Source organism: Micromonospora zamorensis (assembly GCF_900090275.1).
GTDB classification, from domain to species: Bacteria; Actinomycetota; Actinomycetes; order Mycobacteriales; family Micromonosporaceae; genus Micromonospora; species Micromonospora zamorensis.
This window is the reverse complement of the sequence record NZ_LT607755.1, coordinates 5,741,048-5,761,667: the sequence shown is the minus strand read 5'-3', so window position 1 is coordinate 5,761,667 and position 20,620 is coordinate 5,741,048. Positions and strand designations below refer to the sequence as shown.

Genomic DNA, 20,620 nt, shown 5'->3' with positions numbered 1-20,620 from the left:
TAGGTCGCCAGCGGGCGATCATCAACATGATCAACTGAGCGAGATAGCTTGGGCACCATGCTCTACCTGGACCGGCCTGCCTGGCCGTGGCGTGGTCGGCTCTGGTCGCACCTGATCAGCGACGTCTCGTACGCCGAGCTGCACGCCTTCGCCGAGACACTCGGCGCGCCCCGACGCGGCTTCGACCGGGACCACTACGACATTCCGGCCGACCGGTTCGCGGCGGCGGTGTGGCTCGGTGCCCAGGTGGTGCCGAGCCGGGAGCTGGTCCGGTTGCTCCGCTCCGCGGGACTGCGTCGCCCGAAACACCTGGTCAGCCCGCGTCCGTCGACCCCTCGCTGAGCGTGGCCAGCTCGCGGCGCACGTTGTCCCGGGCAGGCTCCTCCCATCGGGCGGCCAGCGGCGGCAGCCGGAACAGCGCGGGCAGCGCCAGCAGGCCGGTCAACACCGCGGCCCGCCCGGCCCGGAAGGCCGGCTCCGGCACGTGTGCGTACTCCCGCCGGATGGCTGCCGCGTACCTGTCGTAGTCGGCCGGCGGGGCGGCCAGCACGGCGAGGTCCGCGTCGCACAGCAGGGCGCCGTCCGGGTCGCCCGGAGCCACGGTGTGCCCGGCGGTGAGCAGTACCAGCCGGCGCACCTCCGCCGCCGTGGGTGCCGGCACTCCGAGCCCGGCGAGCACGCTCTCGGCCAGCGCGGCACTGTCGCGTTCGTTGGCGTCGCCGGCGGCCCGCGGGTCGTAGACGGCATCGTGGAACCATGCCGCCAACCGGACCACGTCGGGTCGGCCGGCCAGGTCGGCGTGCTCGTCCACCACGTCGAGCACCGCCGTCAGGTGGGCCACCGTGTGATAGTGCCGGTGCGGCTCCCGCCACCGGGCGAGCAGCTGCTCCCCGGCACCGGTCGACGTCAGGCCCGAACCCGCACCGGCGCCCCGGGCCGCGATTCGCCAGCGATCCAGCAGATCAACCACCGCCCGAGTCTGCCGCATCCGCCCACGAGGCGCGAGAAGGGAGGATTCAGCGGGCCCACCACGGGTAGTCGCGCCCATGGCCGTGGCCCGGGACAAGCGACCTCCAATGGTGCGACGTACCGCGCTGCGCAAAGGGCTGGTGGACATCGACGGTGCCCGGATCGCCGAGGCCACCGAGGAGCTGCGCCATCGCGGCCGGGCCACCCTGCACGACCGGCTGCACCGGGTGCGGATGGCCGGCGGACTCGCCGTGCAGGCCGGGCTGGCTGCCGGGCTGGCGTACTTCGTCTCGCACCGGCTGCTCGGCAACCCGCAACCGGTGTTCGCGCCGATCTCCGCGGTCGGCACCCTGGCCGCGTCGGTCGGCCAGCGGTTCCGCCGGACCGTGGAGTTGATCGTCGGGGTGGGCGTCGGGGTGGGCGTCGGCGACCTGTTGATCTATTTTCTCGGCACCGGGGCGTGGCAGCTCGGCCTGGTGGTCACGGTGGCGATCCTGCTTACGATCTTCGCCGGGGCGAGCGTCGCCATCGTCATCCAGGCGGCGGCCACGGCGGTGCTGATCGTCACGCTGAGCCCGTCGACCCAGAACCTGGAGATCCCCCGCTTCGTCGACGCGTTCCTCGGCGGTGGGATCGCGCTGCTGGTCACGGCTGTGCTGCTGCCACTGAACCCGCTCCGGGTGATCAACCGGGCCGCCCGGCCGGCGCTGGACCTGCTCGCCGCCCAACTCGACGCCACCGCCGACGGGCTGCGCAGCCGGGACCGCGCCGGCATCCAGCGGGCACTGGACCGGCTGCGTAACAACAAGGAGGAGCTGGCCACGTTGGGGGAGGCGATCGAGGGCGCGAAGGAGACAGCCACCCTCTCCCCGGCCCGGTGGCACCGCCGCGACGAGTTGACCCACTACGCGGAGGCGGCCGACCCGATCGACCGGGCGATGCGCAACAGCGGCACGCTGATCCGCAGGTCCGTGACCCTGGTCGAGGACGAGGAACCGGTGCCCGATCCGATGCCGGACGCGATCAACCACCTCGCCGAGTCGGTCCGGCTGCTCAAACACGAGTTCGCCGCCGGCGAGGAACCGGAGAAGGCCCGCGAGCGGTCGCTGCGGGCCGTCAGCGAGGCCGGGCGAGCGTACGCCGACGGGGTCGGCTTCTCGGGCAGTGTGGTGGTCGCCCAGATCCGGACCACCGCGAGCGACCTGCTGGTGGCCTCCGGAATCGAACAGGAGGAGGCGAACCGGTGGATCCGCACCGCCTTCGGTGAGCAGGAGCGCCCCGTCGGAGAGCCCGCCGAGCCGGGCGAGGCGCCGAAACCACCCACCGCCCCGCCGGTCGGCTGAGCGAGGCGCGCGGAGGCCTCAGCCCAGCTCGGCAAGCGCGGCGAGCAGCCGGTCCACCTGGGCCGCCGTGCTGCCCAGGCCGATGCTGGCACGCAGCGCGGTGGGCGGCAGGTCCCGCCGACCGGTACGCCCCGCCGCCTCGGTGAGCAGCCGCCGGGCCAGCGGGTGAGCGCAGAACAAGCCGTCGCGTACGCCGATGTGGTGCTCGGCCGCCAGTCGCGCGGCCACGTCGCTGGATTCCCAGCCGGCGACCACGAACGAGACGATCCCGACCCGGGGCGCGTCCGGACCGAAGGTGCGCAGCTCCACGACGTGCGGCAGGGCGGCGATGCCGGAGCGCAGTCGAGCCAGCAGCGCCTGCTCGTGGGCGGCCAGTGCGGCCCGGTCGGCGTCGTCGAGCGCCGCACACACGGCTGCCAGCGCCACCGCGCCGAGCAGGTTCGGGGTGCCGCCCTCGTGCCGGGCCGGCCCGGTCGCCCAGGTCACGTCGTGGGTCGCCGGCCCGACGTGGCTGGTGGCACCACCACCGGCCAGGTACGGCGGGGCGTCGTCCAGCCAGTCCGCCCGGCCGATGAGCACACCCGCACCGAACGGCGCGTACAGCTTGTGGCCGGACACGGCCAGATAGTCGACGTCGAGGGCGAGCAGGTCGACCGGGACGTGCGGGGCGAGTTGCGCGGCGTCCAGCACGATCCGGGCGCCGTGCCCGTGTGCCACCCGGGCCAGCTCGGCGACCGGCCACAGCTCACCTGTCACGTTGCTGGCACCGGTCACCGCGACCAGCACCGGCAGCGCCGGGTTGCTGCCCCGGCGCAGCTCGGTGAGGGCGGCGGCGAGGTCGCGTACCGCCGCGTCGGGGTCGGTGGGCACCGGCAACCGCACCGAGCCGCGCGGCCAGGGCAGCAGGTTGGCGTGGTGCTCGGAGGCGTTGGTGACCACTGTCGTGCCGGCCGGCAGGGCCCGCGCCAGCAGGTTGAGCGCGTCGGTCGTGTTGCGGGTGAAGATCACGTGGTCGTCGGCGCGGCCGCCGAAGAAGTCACCGACCGTCTGGCGGGCCTGCTCGTAGGCGAGGGTGCAGCGCCGGGACAGCGCTCCCGCCCCACGATGCACGCTCGCGTACCAGGGCAGCAGTTCGGTCACCGCGTCGGCGGCGGCCCGCGCGCACGGTGCGCTGGCCGCGTAGTCCAGGTTGATCTCGCCCGGCACGCCGAGGACGTCCAGCGGTCGCGACGAGGCCGGCCGGGGCGCGGCGTCGACGCGGATGGGCAGCGAGGAGACAAGGGTGACGGACACGCCGGAACCTCCGGGGTCAGGGACCCCGGGTGCGGCATCGGGACGGGGTCCGCGCTTGCCCAGCACACCGATCGGGCTGGGCCCGGTCATCACCCGGGGCACCCCACCGCGAACTCGACGAGGGTTGCCGGCCAGCAAGCCGGGGCTTGACGCTGGCGCTCGTGACCTGCCGGCAGCATAGCGGCTGCCGATGCGACCGGACCAGCCGGCGGCAGATCGCTACGCTGACCGCATGGCCGACACCCCGCCCGGTTCACCCCTGCCGTCGTCGCCCGCGCCAGCGGCCCCGTCCGTCGGCGAGGCACCCCGGATGCCGCTGCGCCGACTGGGCTGGCGACGGTTCCTGGCGCTGGCCGGGGTGGTGCTGCTCATCGCCGCCTGCGCGGTGTTCATGGTCTTCACGCTCGGCCAGTCGCTCGGCGTGCAGGCCCTGCTGATCGGGGTGGCCGCCGCCATCCTGCCGGTTCCGGTGCTGGTCGCCTGCTTCCTCTGGCTGGACCGGTACGAACCGGAGCCGTTGAAATATCTGATCTTCTGCTTCGCCTGGGGAGCGTTCGTCTCCACCGCCGCCTCGCTCACCGTGAACGACTTCGCGGCCAACCGCTTCGAGGACTGGGGTCTGCCGTCCGCGCTCACCGGGGTGCTGGTGGCGCCGTTCATCGAGGAGTTGACCAAGGCGCTCGGCCCGATCCTGCTGCTGGTGTTCCGCCGCCGCGAGTGGTCCGGGATCACCGACGGCCTGGTCTACTGCGGGCTGTCCGCGGTCGGTTTCGCCATGGTGGAGAACATCCTCTACCTGGGCGGGTTGGGCTACGCGTCCGGTGTCGACCGGTACGGCCCGGCCACCGGCATCCAGCAGGTCATCGCGATCTTCATCCTGCGGATCCTGCTGTTCGGGTTCGCTCACCCGCTCTTCACCTCGATGACCGGTGTGGGGCTGGGCATCGCGGCGCGGACGGCCGACCGGCGGGTCCGGGTGCTCGCCCCGATCGGCGGCCTGCTGCTGGCGATGATGTTGCACGGCACGTGGAACCTGCTGCCCACGCTGACCCAGGCCACCGGCCAGGCGCTGATCATGCTGTACGGCTTCCTGGGCCTGATGGTGCCGGTGTTCTTCGGGATGGTGGGGCTGGCGGTGTGGCTGCGCGCCTGGGAGGGGCGGCTCACCGAGCGGACCCTGCCGGACTACGTACGCGCCGGCTGGCTGAGCCCGCCCGAGGTGGCCGCGCTGAGCAGCCTCGGCCGGCGGCACGCGGCCCGCAGATGGGCCCGGCGGGTCGCCGGCGACGCCGGGGTGCGCGCCATGCGCGGCTACCAGTCCGCCGCCACCCGGCTGGCCCTGCTGCGTGACGGCACGCTGCGCGGCCTGGACCGCAAGCCCGCCGACCAGGACCGGAGCGCACGAGAGGAGCGGGAGCTGTTGGACGCGATCACCGCGTACCGGTCGTTCTTCGTCGGCCGGGACCCGCAGGCCCCGACCGGGGTCTGGGACGGCAGCCGCTACCACCTGCGCTTCCCGGACGGTACGCAGCGCCCGGTGGACGCGCCGGACGAGCCGGTGGTGCCGATTCCGGTGGTGCTGGCCCCTGCTGCGCCTCCGGTGGGCTACGCCCCGTCCGGCTGGCCCGCTGCCCTGCGACCGCCCGCGCCCTGGCCGCCGAATCACCCCTGACGGCCGGCCGGCGGCCCAGCTCAGGTCATCAGGGTGGTGAGGAAGTCACCGAAACCCTGGAACATCGCGATCAGCGCTGCCCCGATCGCCTTGAACATCTGTGCGGCGCCGTCCGGCCGGAAGGCCACGAAGTAGATCAGGAACGCGACGCTGCCCCAGGTCAACAACTTCTTAACGAATACCGGCATCGTCCCTCCCCAGGGCCACGGTCGCCGGATGGCTTCCCGTCGTGCGGCCGGGCAAACGGCGCGCGGCGGGGCGTGGTGGCCCGGGGAGGTGCGTCAGAGGTAGAGGCCGGTGGGGTCGTTCTCGATCCGCTCGGCGGCCACGGCGTGCACGTCCCGCTCGCGCAGCAGCACGTACCCGCGGCCGTGCAGCTCGACCTCGGAGCGGTCGTCCGGGTCGAAGAGCACCCGGTCGCCGGAGACGATGGCGCGGACGTTCGGGCCCACCCCCACGGCGGTGGCCCAGGCGAGGCGCTTGCCGACCTGGGCGGTCGCCGGGATGACGATGCCGGCGGTGGAGCGACGTTCGCCCTCGCTGCCCTCCATCCGCACCAGCACCCGGTCGTGCAGCAGGCGGATCGGCAGGCCAGCGTCGAGATCGTTGTCGACGGTCACGCCGCAGACGCTACCGTGTGGCCGACGGCCGGCCGCCGGTGGTTACGCCGGTGGTGGCGGGGGCAATGTGTGGCGGAACTGCCCTACGGTGTCGGCAACGGACGTATGCTGTCCGACCTGTCGCCGTGGGCGGACCGATTTCTTCTGCCAGGAGGTGCGCTTGAGCCGCTTCGAGCGGGTACGCGGGCGGCTGCGCCGCGCCTACCAGTCACGACAGGAGTCGGCGCGCTCCGACGAGGGCAGCACGACCGAGGAGTTGAGCGGCGTGTCGGACGCCGCCCGGGTGGCGTCGCCGGCCGTTCCGGGGCCGACCGCACCGCCGAGCGCCTCGGTCTTCGGCGCGGAACCTCCGGTGGACCTGCACAGCTCGACCTCCAGCCGGGATGACGCTGACGTTCCGCACGGGCTGCGGATCGCTGCCGCGTGGTGCTGGCGCCTGATCGTGATCGGTGTGGTGGCCTGGGCCCTGCTCCGGATCGTCGGCACGATCAAGATCGTGATCATCCCGTTGGCCATCGCTCTGCTGCTCTCCGCGCTGCTCGCGCCGGCGGTGGGCTGGCTGCTGCGGGCCCGACTGCCCCGGTCGCTGGCGACGGCGGTGGTGCTGGTCGGCGGCCTGGCCGCGGTGATCGGCACGCTGACGCTGGTGGTCAACGAGTTCATCCGCGGTGTGCCGGAGCTCAGCGAGAAGTCCTCGGAAGGCGTGCGGCAGATCCAGGACTGGCTGAAGACGGGCCCGCTGCACCTCTCCGACGGCCAACTCGACCGCTACATCGACGAGGCGCAGGCCTGGATCAACGACAACACCTCGAACTTCACCAGCGGCGCGCTGAGCACGGCCGCGACGCTGGCGGAGGTGCTGACCGGCACGCTGCTGGTGCTCTTCGCGACGTTCTTCTTCCTGCGCGACGGCAACCGGATCTGGCGTTTCCTGGTCCGGCTGCTGCCCGTCGCCGCTCGGTGGAAGGTCGACGACGCGGGCCGCGCCTCCTGGCACACGCTCGGCGCCTACGTCCGCGCGACAGTGCTGGTCGCCTTCATCGACGCGGTCGGCATCGGCATCTTCCTGGTCATCTTCGACGTTCCGTTCGCCTTCCCACTGGCCGCGCTGGTCTTCCTCGGCGCGTTCATCCCGATCGTCGGTGCGGCGCTCTCCGGTGGCGTGGCGGTGTTGGTGGCGCTGGTCGACAGCGGCCCGGTCACCGCGTTGATCATCCTGGGTGCGGTGATCGGTGTGCAGCAGATCGAGGGGCACGTGCTCCAGCCGCTGATCATGGGGCGGGCGGTCGCTCTCCACCCGCTCGCCGTGATCATCGGTATCGCCGCCGGTGTCGTACTCGCCGGCATCACCGGCGCCCTGGTCTCCGTGCCGCTCATCGCGGTGCTGAACACCGCGGTCCGCCGGCTCGCCGCCCGAAGGGTCCCGGACACCCCACCCGACGCCGTGGTCGTCGCCTCCCAGGCACCCTGACCTCCCAGGCCGCCGGCGACAAGATCGCGCACGATCGTGGAAACAGTGGCCTCCCCGCTCGGGGAGGCCACTGTTTCGTGTTGTAGCGCGATCTTGGCGGCGCGGGGCTCAGGACTTGGCGAGGCGTTCCAGGGCGCCGCGGGCCACCTCGGGGCGGGTCGTGTACCAGAAAGGCGGCAGCGAGCGGCGCAGGAACGGCCCGTAGCCCCGGGCCGTCTCCAGTCGGGAGTCGAGCACGGCGACCACGCCCCGGTCGCCGGTCGCCCGGATCAGCCGGCCCACACCCTGAGCCAGCCGGACCGCCGCGATCGGCACGCTGACGGCGGAGAAGCCGGACCCGCCGCCGGCGTCCACAGCCGCCGCGCGGGCGGCGGCCAGCGGCTCGTCCGGACGGGGGAAGGGCAGCCGGTCGATGACGACGAGCTGACAGGCGTCACCCGGCACGTCCACCCCCTGCCACAGCGACATCACCCCGAACAGGCAGCTCGCCCGCTCCTCCCGGAACCGGCGGACCAGCAGGGGCAGGGCCTCCTCGCCCTGGAGCAGCACCGGCAGGTCGGTCCGCGCGCGCAGCAGCTCCGCCGCCTGCTGCGCGGCCCGCCGGGAGGAGAAGAGCCCGAGAGTACGACCACCGAGTGCTTCGACCAGCCCGAGCAGCTCCTCCCCGGCAGCCTCGGGCAGCCCGGAGACGCTGGGGCGGGGCAGGTGCGCGGCGACGTACAGGATGCCCTGCCGGGCGTAGTCGAACGGCGACCCGACGTCGAGTGACCGCCAACCGGGGCCCTCGGTGGCCGGTACGACGGCACTGAGGGTGACGTCTCCGGCGAGGCGACGGCCCGGCGCCTCGGCGGCCGGACGACCCGGGCCGGTGCGGGCGGCCAGCGCGGCCGCGGCGGGAGTCGGCGGGGCGGGCGGCGGCGCGTCCAGCCCGAGGGCGCGGGCCACCGTGTCGAACCGGCCGCCCAGCGCCAGGGTCGCCGAGGTGGCGACGACTGTGCGTTCGTCGTACAGGTGGGTGGCGAGGGTGCCGGCCACCGAGAGCGGCGCGACGACCAGCGCACGACGGCTGCCGCTGTCGTTCTTCTCCACCCAGGCAACGTCGTGGTCGGCCTCTTCCAGCAGCCGCTGCGCGGTGGTGGAGAGCTCGTCCAGTGCGGCCTTGGCCTGCTGCTTGCGCACCGGGTCGGGGTCGTCGGACTTGATGTCGCCGATCGCGTCCAGGGCGGAGCGGGTCGCCGCGTCGAGCAGCGTGCACGCCTCCCGAAGGGGCGTCGGCAGCCCGGCGGTGAGTCGCCCGGCCGGCGCCTCGGCCAGCCCGACCGCGAGGGCGTCACCGGCAGCGGTGAGTGCCTCGGCGGTCTCCGGCCGCAGCAGCGTACGGGCCCGCCGGGTGGTCCGGTCGATCAGCTCGGGCACCAGCTCCGCCTGGGCCGCGGAGGAGACCCGGTCGGCCAGCTCGTGCGCCTCGTCGACGATGAGCAGCTTGTGCGGTGGCACGATGTGCCGGTCGGCGAGCATGTCGACAGCGAGCAGGCTGTGGTTGGTCACCACGATGTCGGCCTCGCGGGCACGGGCCCGGGACGCCTCGGCGAAGCACTCCTGCCCGAACGGGCACCGGGTCGCGCCGACGCACTCGCGGGCCGGCATGGACACCAGCCGCCAGGCCTGGTCGTCGACGCCTGGGTCCAGCTCGTCGCGGTCGCCGGTGGCGGTCTTCTCGGCCCAGTCACGCAGCCGCTCGATCTGCTTGCCCAGTCGGCCCGCCTCACCGAGCCACTTCGTCCCACCGCCGGGGCGGGCCGCCGGGGCGTCGAAGAGGGTGTCCTCCGGCTCCTCCTCGGTGGAGTTGTCCAGTCGGGCAAGGCAGAGGTAGTGGTGGCGACCCTTGAGCACCGCGAAGGTGGGCCGACGCCCCAGCACCGGCTCGACCGCGTCGGCCAGCCGGGGCAGGTCGTGGTCGACCAGCTGGGACTGCAACGCCAGGGTGGCTGTGGAAACCACCACCGGGCCGTCCACGGTGAGCGCCGGCGCGAGGTAGGCCAGCGACTTGCCGGTGCCGGTGCCGGCCTGCACGAGCAGATGCTCGCCCCCGGCCACGCACTCCTCGATCGCTTCGGTCATCTGCTGCTGGCCGGGGCGTTCCGCGCCGCCGGGCACCGCGCCGACCGCAGCCGCCAGCAGCTCCGTGCCGCTGGGCCGGGCACCCCGCCGGCGGCCCTTGCCGCGGGCCGACGGGGTGGCGGAACCGGTGGCGGTGCGGGGCGGAGTCACCGTGCGACGGTACCCGTCGCCGCCGACACCGGCCGCGCCCATCCGCCGCGTGGCGAGATGCCGGCACGACCGGCCGGTCCGGTCCGTGCCGTCCGGTTACCGCCGCGCTACGACGCGTGGGCAGTATCGGTTAGGGTGCGAATCATGCCGAGCGACATGGTCCGAGTGATCTACCGCAAGTACGACGGCAGCGCCCACCGCGACTACCCGGCCCGTCGGCTTACCGAGGACGATCTCGGCATCTGGCTCGGCGTGCCCGAGGGCACCGCCTCGGTCTACCACGGCCGGCCATCGGTGGAGAAGATCCCGTTCGTGCTGCTGGTGCCACATCGCGCCTGGTGGACGGCCATGTTCAACCCGCCGCCCCGCACCAGCGAGGTCTACTGCGACATCACCACCCCGGCCCACTGGGAATCCGACGACGTCGTGCACATCATCGACCTGGACCTCGACGTGGTCCGGCGTCGGGCCACCGGCCTGGTGGAGCTGCTCGACGAGGACGAGTTCGCCGAGCACCGGGCCCGGTTCGGTTACCCGGACGACGTGGTGGCCGAGGCCGAAGCCGCGGCCCAGCGGCTGCTCGGATCACTCGGCGACGGCACCGAGCCGTTCGCCACCGCGTACCGCAAGTGGTTGGCCCTCGTGGTCTGAGGCCGCACCCCCGCTCGTGCGGCTCACCAGCGCGGCGGCCAGGCGTCGTCGTCGCCCAACGGCACCAGGCCGGTCAGTTTCTCCGGGTTGAGCTGGTTGTAGATCGCGGTGATCCGCCCCTGGTCCACGGCGAACGCGGTGACCAGGCGGATCGGCCGCCCGTCGCTGTGCACCGTCTCCATCTGCAGGCCGAGCGCGCCGTCGACCAGAACCGGTCGCGACCGCACGCGGTCGGCGTACCGGCCGGCACGGCCGAACAGGCCGAGCGTGAAGCGACCCACCGCCGCCGCGCCCAGCACCGGCTGCCGGGCCGCGGGGAAGTGCCCGCCGGAGTCGCCGACGAAGACCACGTCCGGCGCGAGCACCCGGAGCAGCTGGTCCAGCTCGCCGGACTCGGTGGCGGCGACGAACGCTTCGAGCACCCGGCGCTGCTCGGCGAGGTCGGCGGTGTGCCGGGGGACGTCCGACGAGGTGATCGCCCGTCGTGCGCGGGAGGCGAGCTGACGGGCGGCCACCTCGGTGGTGCCGAGCGCGTCGGCGACCCGGGCGAACGGCACCGCGAACACGTCGTGCAGCACGAGGGCGACCCGCTGCTCCGGCGCGAGCCGTTCCAGCACCACCAGCAACGCCGCGCCGACCTGGTCGGTGCGGACCGCCCGTTCCGCCGGGTCCGCTGCGTACGCGTCCGACGACGGGCCGCCCACCGCGCTCACCACCGGTTCCGGCAGCCACTGCCCGGGGTACGCCTCCCGCCGCACCCGGGCCGAGCGGAGCACGTCCAGGCAGATCCGGGCGCAGGTGGTAGTCAGCCACGCGGACAGTTCACGGATCTCGGCGCGGGCCGCCGGGTCGGCGAGCGCCCCGGCGTAGCGCAGCCAGGTCTCCTGCACCGCGTCCTCCGCCTCGCTGCGGCTGCCCAGCATCCGGTGGGCCACCAGGAGCAGCCGGCCCCGCTCGGCCTCGAACTCCGTCGCCAGGTCCCGCACGACCCACCACCCTCCCGGTCGGCACCGTCCTGGCCTACATCCTCCCGTCGACCGCACGCGCTGGCAGCCCCGCCCGTCACCCGAGGGGTGGCCCTCGGCGGGCGGAAGGCCTGCGGGTGGGCGATGATCCGTGGATGAGCGCACCCCAGCAAGGGCAGATCGTGGCACCGGCCGGCGGCTCCGTGCGGGAGCTGCTGCGGGTCACCGCACCCGTGGATCTCGGCGCGATCGACCCCCGTTCCACGCCCGGCCTGCCGGAGACGGTCGGTCGGGGTGAGCGCCGTAAGGCCTGGGCGCGAGAGCAGGTGGAGCTGGTCGGCGGCGAGCTGGGCCGGCAGCAGGAGATGCTGTTCGCGATGGCCAAGACCGGGTCGGAGCAGCCCGCGCACCGGGTGCTGCTGGTGCTCCAGGCGATGGACTGCGGTGGCAAGGACGGCACGATCAAGCGGGTGGCCGGTGCGATGAACCCGCTGGGTCTGCACATCCGCTCGTTCGGGCCGCCGACCCGGCAGGAGTTGCGGCACGACTTCCTCTGGCGGATCCGGCGGGAGCTGCCGCCGCCGGGGTACGTGGGGATGTTCAACCGCTCGCACTACGAGGACGTGTTGATCGCCCGGGTCGGTGGGCTGGTGCCGGAGGCGACCTGGCGGGCCCGCTACGACGCGATCAACTCGTTCGAGCGGGAGCTGACCGAGGGCGGGATGACAGTGGTCAAGGTGATGCTGCACATCTCGTACGAGGAGCAGGGCAACCGCCTGCTGGAACGGCTCACCGACCCGCAGAAGCACTGGAAGTACAACCCCTCCGACATCGACTCCCGGGGGCACTGGGACGACTACCAGGCCGCGTACGCCGAGGCCCTCAGCCGGTGCGCGACGGACGCCGCGCCCTGGTTCGTGGTGCCGGCGGACCGCAAGTGGTACCGGGACTGGGCGGTGGCCCATCTGCTGCGTGAGACGTTCGACACGCTTGATCTGGGGTATCCGGCTGCCGATTTCGACGTGGCTCAAGAGCGGGAACGGTTGCTTGCTGGGGGACCGGGTGCGGGTGGGACGGCCGAGATGAACAGCAGGTGAACGAGCGGTGAATGAGGCCTGGCCAGGGGTGGGCCGGCGAATTCGCGGTTCTGTCGGCTCCTAGCATTCACCGAGCGGACGCTCTTCGGGCGCCGCCACCCTTCCACCGACGCGACGAGGTCTGTGCTGTGAAGTTTTCCTTCCGCCCCACCGAGGGCGCCTTCTACGAGCTCTTCACCAGGGCCGCGCAGAACCTGGTCCGGGGCACCGCGCTGCTCAACGAGCTGGCCCTGCCCGGTGTCGACGTGCAGTCCGTGAGCGAGCGGCTGACCGAGGTCGAGCACGACAGCGACCAGATCACCCACGACCTGTACAAGAAGATCAACTCGACCTTCATCACGCCGTTCGACCGGGAGGACATCTACCGGCTCGGCTCGCTGCTCGACGACGTGATGGACCACCTGGAGGCCGTCGGTGACCTGCTCTACCTGTACGGGCTGACCGAGCTGCCGGCGCTGCCCCGTGAGCTGCACGAGATGGTGAACGTGCTCGACCAGCAGGCCAAGCTGACCGCCGACGCGATGCCCCGGCTGAAGTCGATGAAGGATCTTGAGGACTACTGGATCGAGTGCAACCGGCTGGAGAACGAGGGCGACCGGATCAACCGGCAGCTGCTCGTCCGCCTCTTCTCCGGCGAGTACGACGCGTTGACGGTGCTGAAGATGAAGGAGGTCGCCGACGAGCTGGAGGCCGCCTGCGACGCCTTCGAGCACGTGGCGAACACCGTCGAGACCATCGCCGTCAAGGAGTCCTGAGCCGGTGTCCCCTGAACTCATCGCCGTGCTGGCGGTGATCGCGGTGGCCCTGGCGTTCGACTACACCAACGGCTTCCACGACGCCGCCAACGCGATCGCAACAAGCGTCTCCACCCGGGCGCTGACACCCCGGATCGCCCTCGGGCTCGCCGCGGTCGGCAACTTCGTCGGCGCGCACTTCGGTGCCGGGGTGGCCAAGACCGTCGGCGACGGCCTGGTCACGCTCCCCACCGGGGTTGCCAGCCTCGGTGTGGTCTTCGCCGGTGTGCTCGGCGCCATCGCCTGGAACCTGATCACCTGGTACTTCGGTCTGCCCTCGTCGTCCTCGCACGCGCTCTTCGGCGGTCTGGTCGGCGCGACCCTGCTGTCCACCGGCGGCATCGTGCAGTGGGTCACCATCGGCGAGAAGGTCATCCTGCCGATGATCCTGTCGCCGATCGTCGGTCTCACCCTCGGCTACGTGCTGATGCTGGCCATCCTCTGGCTGTTCCGCAAGGGGCAGCCGGGCAAGCTCAACCGTGGCTTCCGGTGGGCCCAGACCGTCTCGGCAGCCGCCATGTCCGTCGGTCACGGCATGCAGGACGCCGCGAAGACGATGGGCATCGTGGTTCTCGCCCTGTACACGGGCGGTTTCCAGGACGACAAGACGCACATCCCCGGCTGGGTGTTCTGGACCTCGGCCACGATGCTCGCCCTGGGTACCTACGCCGGCGGTTGGCGGATCATCCGCACCCTCGGTCGTAAGATCATCGACCTGGGCCCGCCGGAGGGCTTCGCCGCCGAGACGGTCGCCAGCGCGGTGCTCTACTTCAACGCCCTGGTGCTGAAGGCCCCGATCTCGACCACCCACACCATCACCTCGGCGATCATGGGCGTGGGCGCGACCAAGCGGCTCTCCGCAGTCCGCTGGAACGTCGCCGGCAACATCGTGCTCGCCTGGATCGTCACGTTCCCGGCCGCCGCGCTGATCGCCTGCGTCACCTACCTGCTGGTCCGACCGCTCTTCGGCTGACCCGGCCCCGGGCCCCTTGTCGACGCCTCGCGCGTCAACAAGGGGCCCGTTCCGTCAGACGTAGCGCACGCCGATCTGCTCGCGGACCGTGTCCAGCAGCGCCATCACCTCAAGGGTCGTGGAATGCGGCACCACCGGGCTCTCGGTCAGGCCGGCGGCCAGGCAGCGCTGCACCTCGATCGCCTCGTACTGGTAGCCGTTGCCGGCCCCGTCGGCGACGATCGTCTCCGGCTCCGCGCCGGCCCGGTGCACTGTCACGGAACCGGGTCGGAAGAACGGCTCCGGCAGGTCGATCCGCCCGATGGTGCCGGTGATCGAGGCAGTCTGCCCGCTCAACCCGACCATGCCGCAGCTCAGGGTTGCCAGCGCTCCGGTGTCGTAGCCGAACAGCATGCCGGTGTTCTCGTCCGTCCCCTCCGGGCCGAGCTGCGCCCAGGACCGGATGTGCTGCGGCACGCCGAGCAGCAGGTGGGCCAGGCTGATCGGGTAGATCCCCAGGTCGAGCAGGGCGCCCCCGCCCAGCGCCGCGTTGCGCATCCGGTGCTCCGGCGGGAACGGCCCGGCCACCCCGAAGTCGGCCCGGACGCCGGTCACCGTGCCGATCGCCCCGTCCGCGATCAGCTCGACCACCCGCAGGATCATCGGATTCAGCCGCATCCACATGGCCTCCATCAGGAAGACCCCGGAGGCGCGGGCGGTGTCCACCAGTTCGGTGCTGGTGGCCAGGTCGAGGGTGAACGGCTTCTCCAACAGCACCGCGCGCCCGGCGGTCAGGCAGGTCATCGCCGCCTCGTAGTGCGCGGAGTGCGGCGTCGCCACGTAGATCGCGTCGATCTCCGGGTCGGCGGCCAGCTCCACCCAGGAGCCGTACGCGCGCTTCGCGCCGTAGGTGTCGGCGAAGCGCTGCGCGCTCTCCGCGGCGCGGGAGCCGACCGCGACCAGCTCGGCGTCCGGCACCAGCCGGAGGTCTTCGGCGAAACGGCTGGCGATGTGGCCGGTGGCCAGGATGCCCCAACGAGTCATGTCGGGCACGCTAGCCCAGCCAGGTGAACCACCCGCCGCCCGGCCCGATGACCGATGGCTCGTCCGCCCAACCTCTGCCGCACCGAGGTGCCTGGCACACCAACCAGCCCCGCCGGTCGGGGAACTAGGCTCGCGGCATGACGATCGACAGCGCTGGCTTCGCAGCCCCGGCCGCACTGGTCGAGCACGCCCGCCGGTTCCAGGCCGAGGGTGGCACCCCGGCGACGCCGCGGGTCGCGGCCACCGTGTTGCTGCTGCGTCCGACCGACGCCGACTTCGAGGTGTACGTCATCCGCCGGGTCGCCGCCATGACCTTCGGCGGGATGTACGCCTTCCCCGGCGGCGGGGTGGACCGCTCCGACTCCGAGGCACACCTGGACTGGGCCGGGCCGGCACCCACTGAATGGGCCGGGCGACTCGGGGTGACCCCGGACGCCGCCCAGGCGGTGGTCTGCGCCGCCGCTCGGGAGGTCTTCGAGGAGGCGGGCGTGCTGCTCGCCGGCCCGGACCGCGAGACCGTGGTGGGCGACGTCAGCGGCGACGACTGGGAGGCCGCCCGGCAGGACCTGGAGGGGCGCCGGCTGGGCTTCGCCGCGCTACTCGCCGAGCGTCAACTCACCCTGCGGTCGGACCTGCTGTTGCCATGGAGCCGGTGGATCACTCCCGAGTTCGAGCCGCGCCGCTTCGACACGTACTTCTTCGTCGCCCTGCTGCCGGCGGGGCAGCGGACCCGCGACGTCTCCGGCGAGGCCGACCACACCCTGTGGATCCGGCCGGCGGACGCGCTGGCCCGGGCCCAGGCCGGAGAACTGACCATGCTGCCGCCGACCCTGGTCACGCTGGCGCAGGTTGCGGCGGCCGGCGACCTGGCCGGTGTGGCGCGAGCGGCGGCCGAACGGGACGCGGCCACCCCCGTCACCCCGCGCCTCGACCTGCCCCCGAACGGCGAACCCCGCTTCGTCCTGAGCTGACCGCTGCCCGCGCCCCCCGCGCGTGTCCGACGCGCACCGTCAAGATCCGCGCAACTTCAGGGATACTGCTGCCTCGGACGCGCGGGAGGCAGCAGTATCCGGGTAGTTGCGCAGATCTTGGGCGCGGTCTGGGTAGGGGTATGCGGCTCAGCCGAAGCGGCCGGTGATGTAGTCCTCGGTCTTCTTCACGCTCGGGTTGCTGAAGATCTTCTGGGTGTTGTCGTACTCGATCAGCCGACCCGGGTCGCCGGTCTTCTCGATCGAGAAGAAGGCGGTCCGGTCCGACACCCGCGCGGCCTGCTGCATGTTGTGGGTCACGATGATGATCGTGAACTTGTCCTTGAGCTGGAACATCAGGTCCTCGATCGCCAGGGTGGAGATCGGGTCGAGCGCGGAGCACGGCTCGTCCATCAGGACGACCTGCGGCTCGACCGCGATGGTCCGGGCGATGCAGAGCCGCTGCTGCTGACCGCCGGAGAGGCCCGCGCCGGGCTTACCCAGCCTGTCCTTGACCTCGTCCCACAGGTTCGCCGAGCGCAGCGCCTTCTCGGCCGTGTCCTCCAGGATCGACTTCTTGCGGACCCCGTTGAGCTTCAGCCCGGCCACCACGTTCTCGAAGATGCTCATGGTGGGGAACGGGTTCGGCCGCTGGAAGACCATGCCGATCGTGCGCCGGACCGCGGTGACGTCCACGTCCCGGTCGTAGATGTCCTGGTCGTCGATGGTCAGGCTGCCCTCGACCCGGGCACCCGGCAGCACCTCGTGCATGCGGTTGATCGACCGCAGGAACGTGGACTTGCCGCAACCGGACGGCCCGATGAGGGCGGTGACCGTCTTCGGCTCGACGGTCAGGTTGATGTTCTCGATCGCCTTGAATCCGCCGTAGTACGCGGTGACGTTCGAGGCTGAGACGCGCTTGGCCATGGTGGTACCTCCGGGGTTCATCGGCTGAGCCGGTTGCGACGGGCCAGCAGCTTTGCCGCGATCGTCAGGATGAGCACGAGGGCGACCAGGGTGAGTGCCGCGGTCCACGCCCGTGCCGGTGCGTACTTCGACGCGTCACCGGCCTGCTGGTAGACGAAGAGGGACAGCGACGACTGGTTGTTCTCGAAGGGGTTCGTGTTGATCGCGGCGCCGCCGCCGGCGACCAGCAGCACCGGCGCGGTTTCGCCAGCAGCGCGGGCGATGGCGAGCATGACGCCGGTGACGATGCCGGGCAGTGCCGTCGGCACCACCACGCGCAGGATGGTCTTCCATTTGGGTACGCCGAGCGCGTACGCGCCTTCGCGCAGTGGCGCCGGGACGAGGCGGAGCATCTCCTCGGTCGACCGGACGATGGTGGGCAGCATGAGCACGCTCAGCGCGAGCGCGGCGGCGAAGCCGGAGAAGCTCGGCCGGCCGTCGTTGAACCACGGCGACACGACCAGCACCCAGAACGCCAGCACGAAGAGGCCGGAGACGATCGACGGGATGCCCGTCATCACGTCCACGAAGAACCGGATCGCGAAGGCGAACTTGCCCCGGCCGTACTCGACGATGTAGATCGCGCAGAGAACGCCGAGCGGGACGGTGATCACTGTGGCGATGCCGACCTGCTCCAGCGTGCCGACGATCGCGTGGTACGCGCCGCCGTTGGCGTCCCGGGCCCCGATGTTGTTCATCGAGGTCTGGAAGAAGTTGGCGTCGAACCGCTCGGCGCCCTTGCTGACCAGCGTCCAGACCACCGAGACGAGCGGCAGCACCGCCAGCACGAAGGCGGAGTGGATCAGTGCGCTCCAGGTGCGGTTGCGCGCCGACCGGCGCCCCTCGACCGCGTTGGCGGCGGCGAAGAGCCCAACCAGGTAGAGGACCGCGCCGAGGACGACCACGAGGATCGGGCCGCCGATGTCGGTGCCGTAGACGATCACGGCGGAGAGGACCAGGGCTGCCACGGCGATGGCCGGGGCGGCGTACCAGGGCAGCCGCCTGGCCCGCAGCGAGGCGGGCTGGGCCGGCGGCCGGGTGCGGTGGGAGGTGACGGTTGTGGTCATGCGGCCGACTCCGTGAACTCCCGGCGGCGGTAGATGATCGCCCGCGCCGTGATGTTGACGATCAGCGTGATGGTGAACAGCACCAGACCGGAGGCGATGAGCGCGCCCCGGCCGGTCTCGTTCGCCTCGCCGAACGCGTTGGCGATGTTGGCGGCGATGGTGTTGCCGCCGTTCTGGATCAGGTTGAACGAGATGCCGAAGGTGATGCCGAGGGTGAGCGCCAGGGCGATGGTCTCGCCGAGCGCCCGGCCGAGGCCGAGCATCACCGCGGCGATGATGCCGGGGCGGCCGTAGGGCAGGACCGCGGTGCGGAGCATCTCCCAGCGGGTGGCGCCCAGGGCGAGGGCGGCCTCCTCGTTCGCGGTCGGCGTCTGGAGGAACACCTCGCGGGAGAGCGAGGTGATGATCGGCAGCACCATGATCGCGAGTACCAGGGCACCCAGCATGATCGACTTACCGAACGGGCCGTCGCCGCCGAAGATCGGGATCCAGCCGAAGTACTCGTTCAGCCAGACGGAGAAGTCCCGGACCGGGTTGATGAAGATGTCCCGCCCCCAGAGGCCGAAGACCACGCTCGGCACGGCGGCGAGGAGGTCGACCAGGAAGCCGAGCGCGGTGCCCAGCCGGCGGGGTGCGTAGTGCGAGAGGTAGAGCGCGATGCCCAACGCCACCGGCACCGCCATGAGCAGCGCCAGCGCCGAGCTGAGCACGGTGCCGAAGGCGAGTGTGCCGATGCCGAACTTCGGCTGCGTCTCGTTGGGAGACCAGCCCTCGTAGGACCAGAAGTTCTCGGTGTTGGCGCGGAGGGCCGGCACCGCCTTGGCGATCAGGAAGATCGCGATGGCGGCGATGATGACCAGAACGGCGGTGCCGGCGGCCAGTGTGAGACCGCGGAAGGCCCGCTCGGCGCCGAACTTGCGGCTGCGCGGCAGTGCGCCGCCGCCGCCCAGTCCGGTGCCGCCCGGGGAACGGGTGCTGACTGGTGCCTCGGCCACACGCGCCGAGGCACCGGCGGGCCACTCGTGACTCTGGGTCACGCGCGTCCCGCCGGTGCCGGCGTCGGCCGAGCGGTGAGGGGTTTCACCCATCTGCTCGCTCGATTCGGTTGCGGAGGTGGTGGGGTCGGGTCAGGAGAGGTTCTTGACCGCGGTCTCGACCTTGGTGCGGACCGTCTCGGGCAGCGGGGCGTAGCCCAGGTCGGTCAGCGAGGTCTGGCCCTCGGCGCTGGCGGCGTAGCCCAGCAGACCCTTGACCAGCTTCAACTTGTCGGCCGCGAGGCCCTTGCTGCAGACGATCTCGTACGTCGCCAGGACGATCGGGTAGGCCCCGGCCTCCTTGGTGTTGTAGTCGATCTTCAGCTTGAGGTCGTCGCCCTGGCCGTCGATCGCCGCGCCGGCGATGGTCTTGCCGGCCGCCTCGGCGGTCAGCGCGGCGAACTCGCCCGCGCCGTTACCGATCTTGGCCATCTTCAGGCCGGCGTTCTCGGCGAACGACCACTCCATGTAGCCGATGGAGCCGTCGGCGCCCTTGACCGAGCTGGCCACGCCGTCCGAACCCTTGGCGCCGGTGCCGCCCGGGGCCTTCCACGCCTTGGCCTTGCCGAGGGTCCAGTCGGTCTCGGCGGTCTTCGACAGGTAGTTGGTGAAGTTGTCGGTGGTGCCCGACTCGTCCGAGCGGTGGACGGTCTGGATGGTGGTCGACGGGAGCTTGGCGTCCGGGTTGTCGCCCTTGATCGCCGCGTCGTCCCACTTGGTGACCTTGCCGGCGAAGATCTTCGCCAGGGTGGCCGGCTTGAGCTGGAGGTTGTCCACGCCGCTGACGTTGTAGGCGACGGCAACCGGGCCGATCACCATCGGCAGGTGGATGGCCTTGCCACCGACGCACTTGGCGTCGGCCTGCGGCTGCTCCTCCGGCTTGAGCGCGGAGTCGGAGCCGGCGAAGTCGGCGGTGCCGGCGATGAACGCCTGGATGCCGGCGCCCGAGCCGGTCGGCTCGTAGTTGATCGTGGTGCCCTGGCACTTCTGCTGGTACGCCTTGATCCACTCGGCCATGGCGTTCTTCTGCGCCGACGAGCCCTGGGCGTTCAGCGTTCCGGTAGCGCAGTCGACCGCGGCGGTCGAGCCCGAAGCGCTGGCGCCGGAGGCGGGCTCGTTGTTGTCCGAGCCGCATGCACTGAGGCCGAGCGTCGCGGCAAGGGCGAGGCAGGCAATAGTGCCGTACCGCTGGAGCTTCACCTGAGGGGTTTCCCTTCGCGTCTGACTTGGCGCCCCGATCCCGGGGGCCGAGGACCGGCACTGACCGGCTGACACGAAAGTTAGAAGTGCCAGGTAGCCGGTTCGCCGGTCACAAGTGAACGCAGGGTGAACACGTGCGGCCCCCGAGGTGACCGCTTGCTGAGGGTGAGTTGTCCGTTAAGTGAACCGGGATACACCTGTCGGAAGTATGGGTATATTTCCGGTTCGACGTTATGCCGCCGA

The 20,620-nt window shown here is 71.7% G+C and carries 20 protein-coding genes and 1 riboswitch; of the genes, 9 read left to right on the top strand and 11 right to left on the bottom strand.

Features of this window, described 5'->3' with window-relative positions:
* The first annotated feature begins 57 nt into the window (after positions 1–57).
* Complete coding sequence (locus GA0070619_RS25710; RefSeq protein WP_088950414.1) at positions 58–342, top strand: DUF4031 domain-containing protein; 285 nt, start codon at positions 58–60, stop codon at positions 340–342.
* On the opposite strand, the gene GA0070619_RS25705 is transcribed toward GA0070619_RS25710, so the two are convergent.
* The gene (locus GA0070619_RS25705) at positions 314–970 is read right to left on the bottom strand and encodes an HD domain-containing protein (protein ID WP_231927154.1); all 657 of its coding nucleotides are present in this window, start codon (positions 968–970) and stop codon (positions 314–316) included. The genes GA0070619_RS25710 and GA0070619_RS25705 overlap by 29 nt on opposite strands.
* Positions 971–1,076: 106 nt before the next feature.
* Between GA0070619_RS25705 and GA0070619_RS25700 the strand changes: the two genes are divergently transcribed.
* Complete coding sequence (locus GA0070619_RS25700) at positions 1,077–2,312, top strand: FUSC family protein (RefSeq protein WP_088952049.1); 1,236 nt, start codon at positions 1,077–1,079, stop codon at positions 2,310–2,312.
* An 18-nt stretch (positions 2,313–2,330) separates the two neighbouring features.
* On the opposite strand, the gene GA0070619_RS25695 is transcribed toward GA0070619_RS25700, so the two are convergent.
* The gene (locus tag GA0070619_RS25695; RefSeq protein WP_088952048.1) at positions 2,331–3,575 is read right to left on the bottom strand and encodes an aminotransferase class V-fold PLP-dependent enzyme; all 1,245 of its coding nucleotides are present in this window, start codon (positions 3,573–3,575) and stop codon (positions 2,331–2,333) included.
* Positions 3,576–3,651: 76 nt separating this feature from the next.
* Positions 3,652–3,772, bottom strand: a riboswitch (SAM riboswitch).
* A 23-nt stretch (positions 3,773–3,795) separates the two neighbouring features.
* Here GA0070619_RS25695 and GA0070619_RS25690 point away from each other — a divergent pair.
* Positions 3,796–5,277 carry a PrsW family intramembrane metalloprotease gene (locus GA0070619_RS25690; protein ID WP_088950412.1) on the top strand — a complete coding sequence of 494 codons (1,482 nt, stop codon included), beginning with the start codon at positions 3,796–3,798 and terminating at the stop codon, positions 5,275–5,277.
* 20 nt (positions 5,278–5,297) lie between these two features.
* Here GA0070619_RS25690 and GA0070619_RS32890 read toward each other — a convergent pair whose 3' ends face one another.
* Positions 5,298–5,465: a hypothetical protein gene (locus GA0070619_RS32890; protein WP_172862117.1), complete on the bottom strand. Its 168-nt coding sequence runs from the start codon at positions 5,463–5,465 to the stop codon at positions 5,298–5,300.
* A 93-nt stretch (positions 5,466–5,558) separates the two neighbouring features.
* Positions 5,559–5,897, bottom strand: coding sequence for a GroES family chaperonin (locus tag GA0070619_RS25685; RefSeq protein ID WP_088950411.1), 339 nt, complete (start codon positions 5,895–5,897; stop codon positions 5,559–5,561).
* Positions 5,898–6,057: 160 nt separating this feature from the next.
* On the opposite strand from GA0070619_RS25685, the gene GA0070619_RS25680 reads away from it, so the two are divergent.
* On the top strand, positions 6,058–7,368 hold the full coding sequence (locus GA0070619_RS25680; protein ID WP_231927153.1) for an AI-2E family transporter: 1,311 nt from the start codon (positions 6,058–6,060) through the stop codon (positions 7,366–7,368).
* Positions 7,369–7,476: 108 nt separating this feature from the next.
* On the opposite strand, the gene GA0070619_RS25675 is transcribed toward GA0070619_RS25680, so the two are convergent.
* The gene (locus tag GA0070619_RS25675; protein ID WP_172862116.1) at positions 7,477–9,681 is read right to left on the bottom strand and encodes an ATP-dependent DNA helicase; all 2,205 of its coding nucleotides are present in this window, start codon (positions 9,679–9,681) and stop codon (positions 7,477–7,479) included.
* A gap of 102 nt (positions 9,682–9,783) precedes the next feature.
* On the opposite strand from GA0070619_RS25675, the gene GA0070619_RS25670 reads away from it, so the two are divergent.
* On the top strand, positions 9,784–10,290 hold the full coding sequence (locus tag GA0070619_RS25670; protein ID WP_088950409.1) for a DUF402 domain-containing protein: 507 nt from the start codon (positions 9,784–9,786) through the stop codon (positions 10,288–10,290).
* A 23-nt stretch (positions 10,291–10,313) separates the two neighbouring features.
* On the opposite strand, the gene sigJ is transcribed toward GA0070619_RS25670, so the two are convergent.
* The gene (sigJ, locus tag GA0070619_RS25665; protein WP_088950408.1) at positions 10,314–11,276 is read right to left on the bottom strand and encodes an RNA polymerase sigma factor SigJ; all 963 of its coding nucleotides are present in this window, start codon (positions 11,274–11,276) and stop codon (positions 10,314–10,316) included.
* A gap of 134 nt (positions 11,277–11,410) precedes the next feature.
* On the opposite strand from sigJ, the gene GA0070619_RS25660 reads away from it, so the two are divergent.
* From GA0070619_RS25660 to GA0070619_RS25650, 3 genes are all read left to right on the top strand, one after another.
* Positions 11,411–12,352 (top strand): PPK2 family polyphosphate kinase, encoded by a 942-nt coding sequence (locus GA0070619_RS25660; protein WP_088950407.1) that lies wholly within the window; start codon positions 11,411–11,413, stop codon positions 12,350–12,352.
* Positions 12,353–12,480: 128 nt separating this feature from the next.
* Positions 12,481–13,107, top strand: coding sequence for a DUF47 domain-containing protein (locus GA0070619_RS25655; protein WP_053655020.1), 627 nt, complete (start codon positions 12,481–12,483; stop codon positions 13,105–13,107).
* A 4-nt stretch (positions 13,108–13,111) separates the two neighbouring features.
* A complete protein-coding gene (locus GA0070619_RS25650) occupies positions 13,112–14,119 on the top strand; it encodes an inorganic phosphate transporter (RefSeq protein ID WP_088950406.1) in 1,008 nt (335 codons plus the stop codon).
* 54 nt (positions 14,120–14,173) lie between these two features.
* On the opposite strand, the gene GA0070619_RS25645 is transcribed toward GA0070619_RS25650, so the two are convergent.
* A complete protein-coding gene (locus tag GA0070619_RS25645) occupies positions 14,174–15,142 on the bottom strand; it encodes a Gfo/Idh/MocA family protein (protein WP_088950405.1) in 969 nt (322 codons plus the stop codon).
* Between the two features lie 137 nt (positions 15,143–15,279).
* On the opposite strand from GA0070619_RS25645, the gene GA0070619_RS25640 reads away from it, so the two are divergent.
* Positions 15,280–16,113, top strand: coding sequence for an NUDIX hydrolase (locus GA0070619_RS25640; RefSeq protein WP_088950404.1), 834 nt, complete (start codon positions 15,280–15,282; stop codon positions 16,111–16,113).
* A gap of 147 nt (positions 16,114–16,260) precedes the next feature.
* On the opposite strand, the gene pstB is transcribed toward GA0070619_RS25640, so the two are convergent.
* The 4 genes from pstB to pstS are packed head-to-tail and all read right to left on the bottom strand — an operon-like array spanning position 16,261 to position 20,377.
* Positions 16,261–17,037, bottom strand: coding sequence for a phosphate ABC transporter ATP-binding protein PstB (gene pstB, locus GA0070619_RS25635; RefSeq protein ID WP_088950403.1), 777 nt, complete (start codon positions 17,035–17,037; stop codon positions 16,261–16,263).
* 17 nt (positions 17,038–17,054) lie between these two features.
* Positions 17,055–18,143, bottom strand: coding sequence for a phosphate ABC transporter permease PstA (pstA, locus tag GA0070619_RS25630; RefSeq protein ID WP_088950402.1), 1,089 nt, complete (start codon positions 18,141–18,143; stop codon positions 17,055–17,057).
* A complete protein-coding gene (gene pstC / locus GA0070619_RS25625; protein ID WP_088950401.1) occupies positions 18,140–19,231 on the bottom strand; it encodes a phosphate ABC transporter permease subunit PstC in 1,092 nt (363 codons plus the stop codon). Before pstC ends, pstA begins: the two co-directional genes overlap by 4 nt.
* A gap of 39 nt (positions 19,232–19,270) precedes the next feature.
* The gene (pstS, locus tag GA0070619_RS25620; protein WP_088950400.1) at positions 19,271–20,377 is read right to left on the bottom strand and encodes a phosphate ABC transporter substrate-binding protein PstS; all 1,107 of its coding nucleotides are present in this window, start codon (positions 20,375–20,377) and stop codon (positions 19,271–19,273) included.
* Positions 20,378–20,620: the final 243 nt, after the last annotated feature.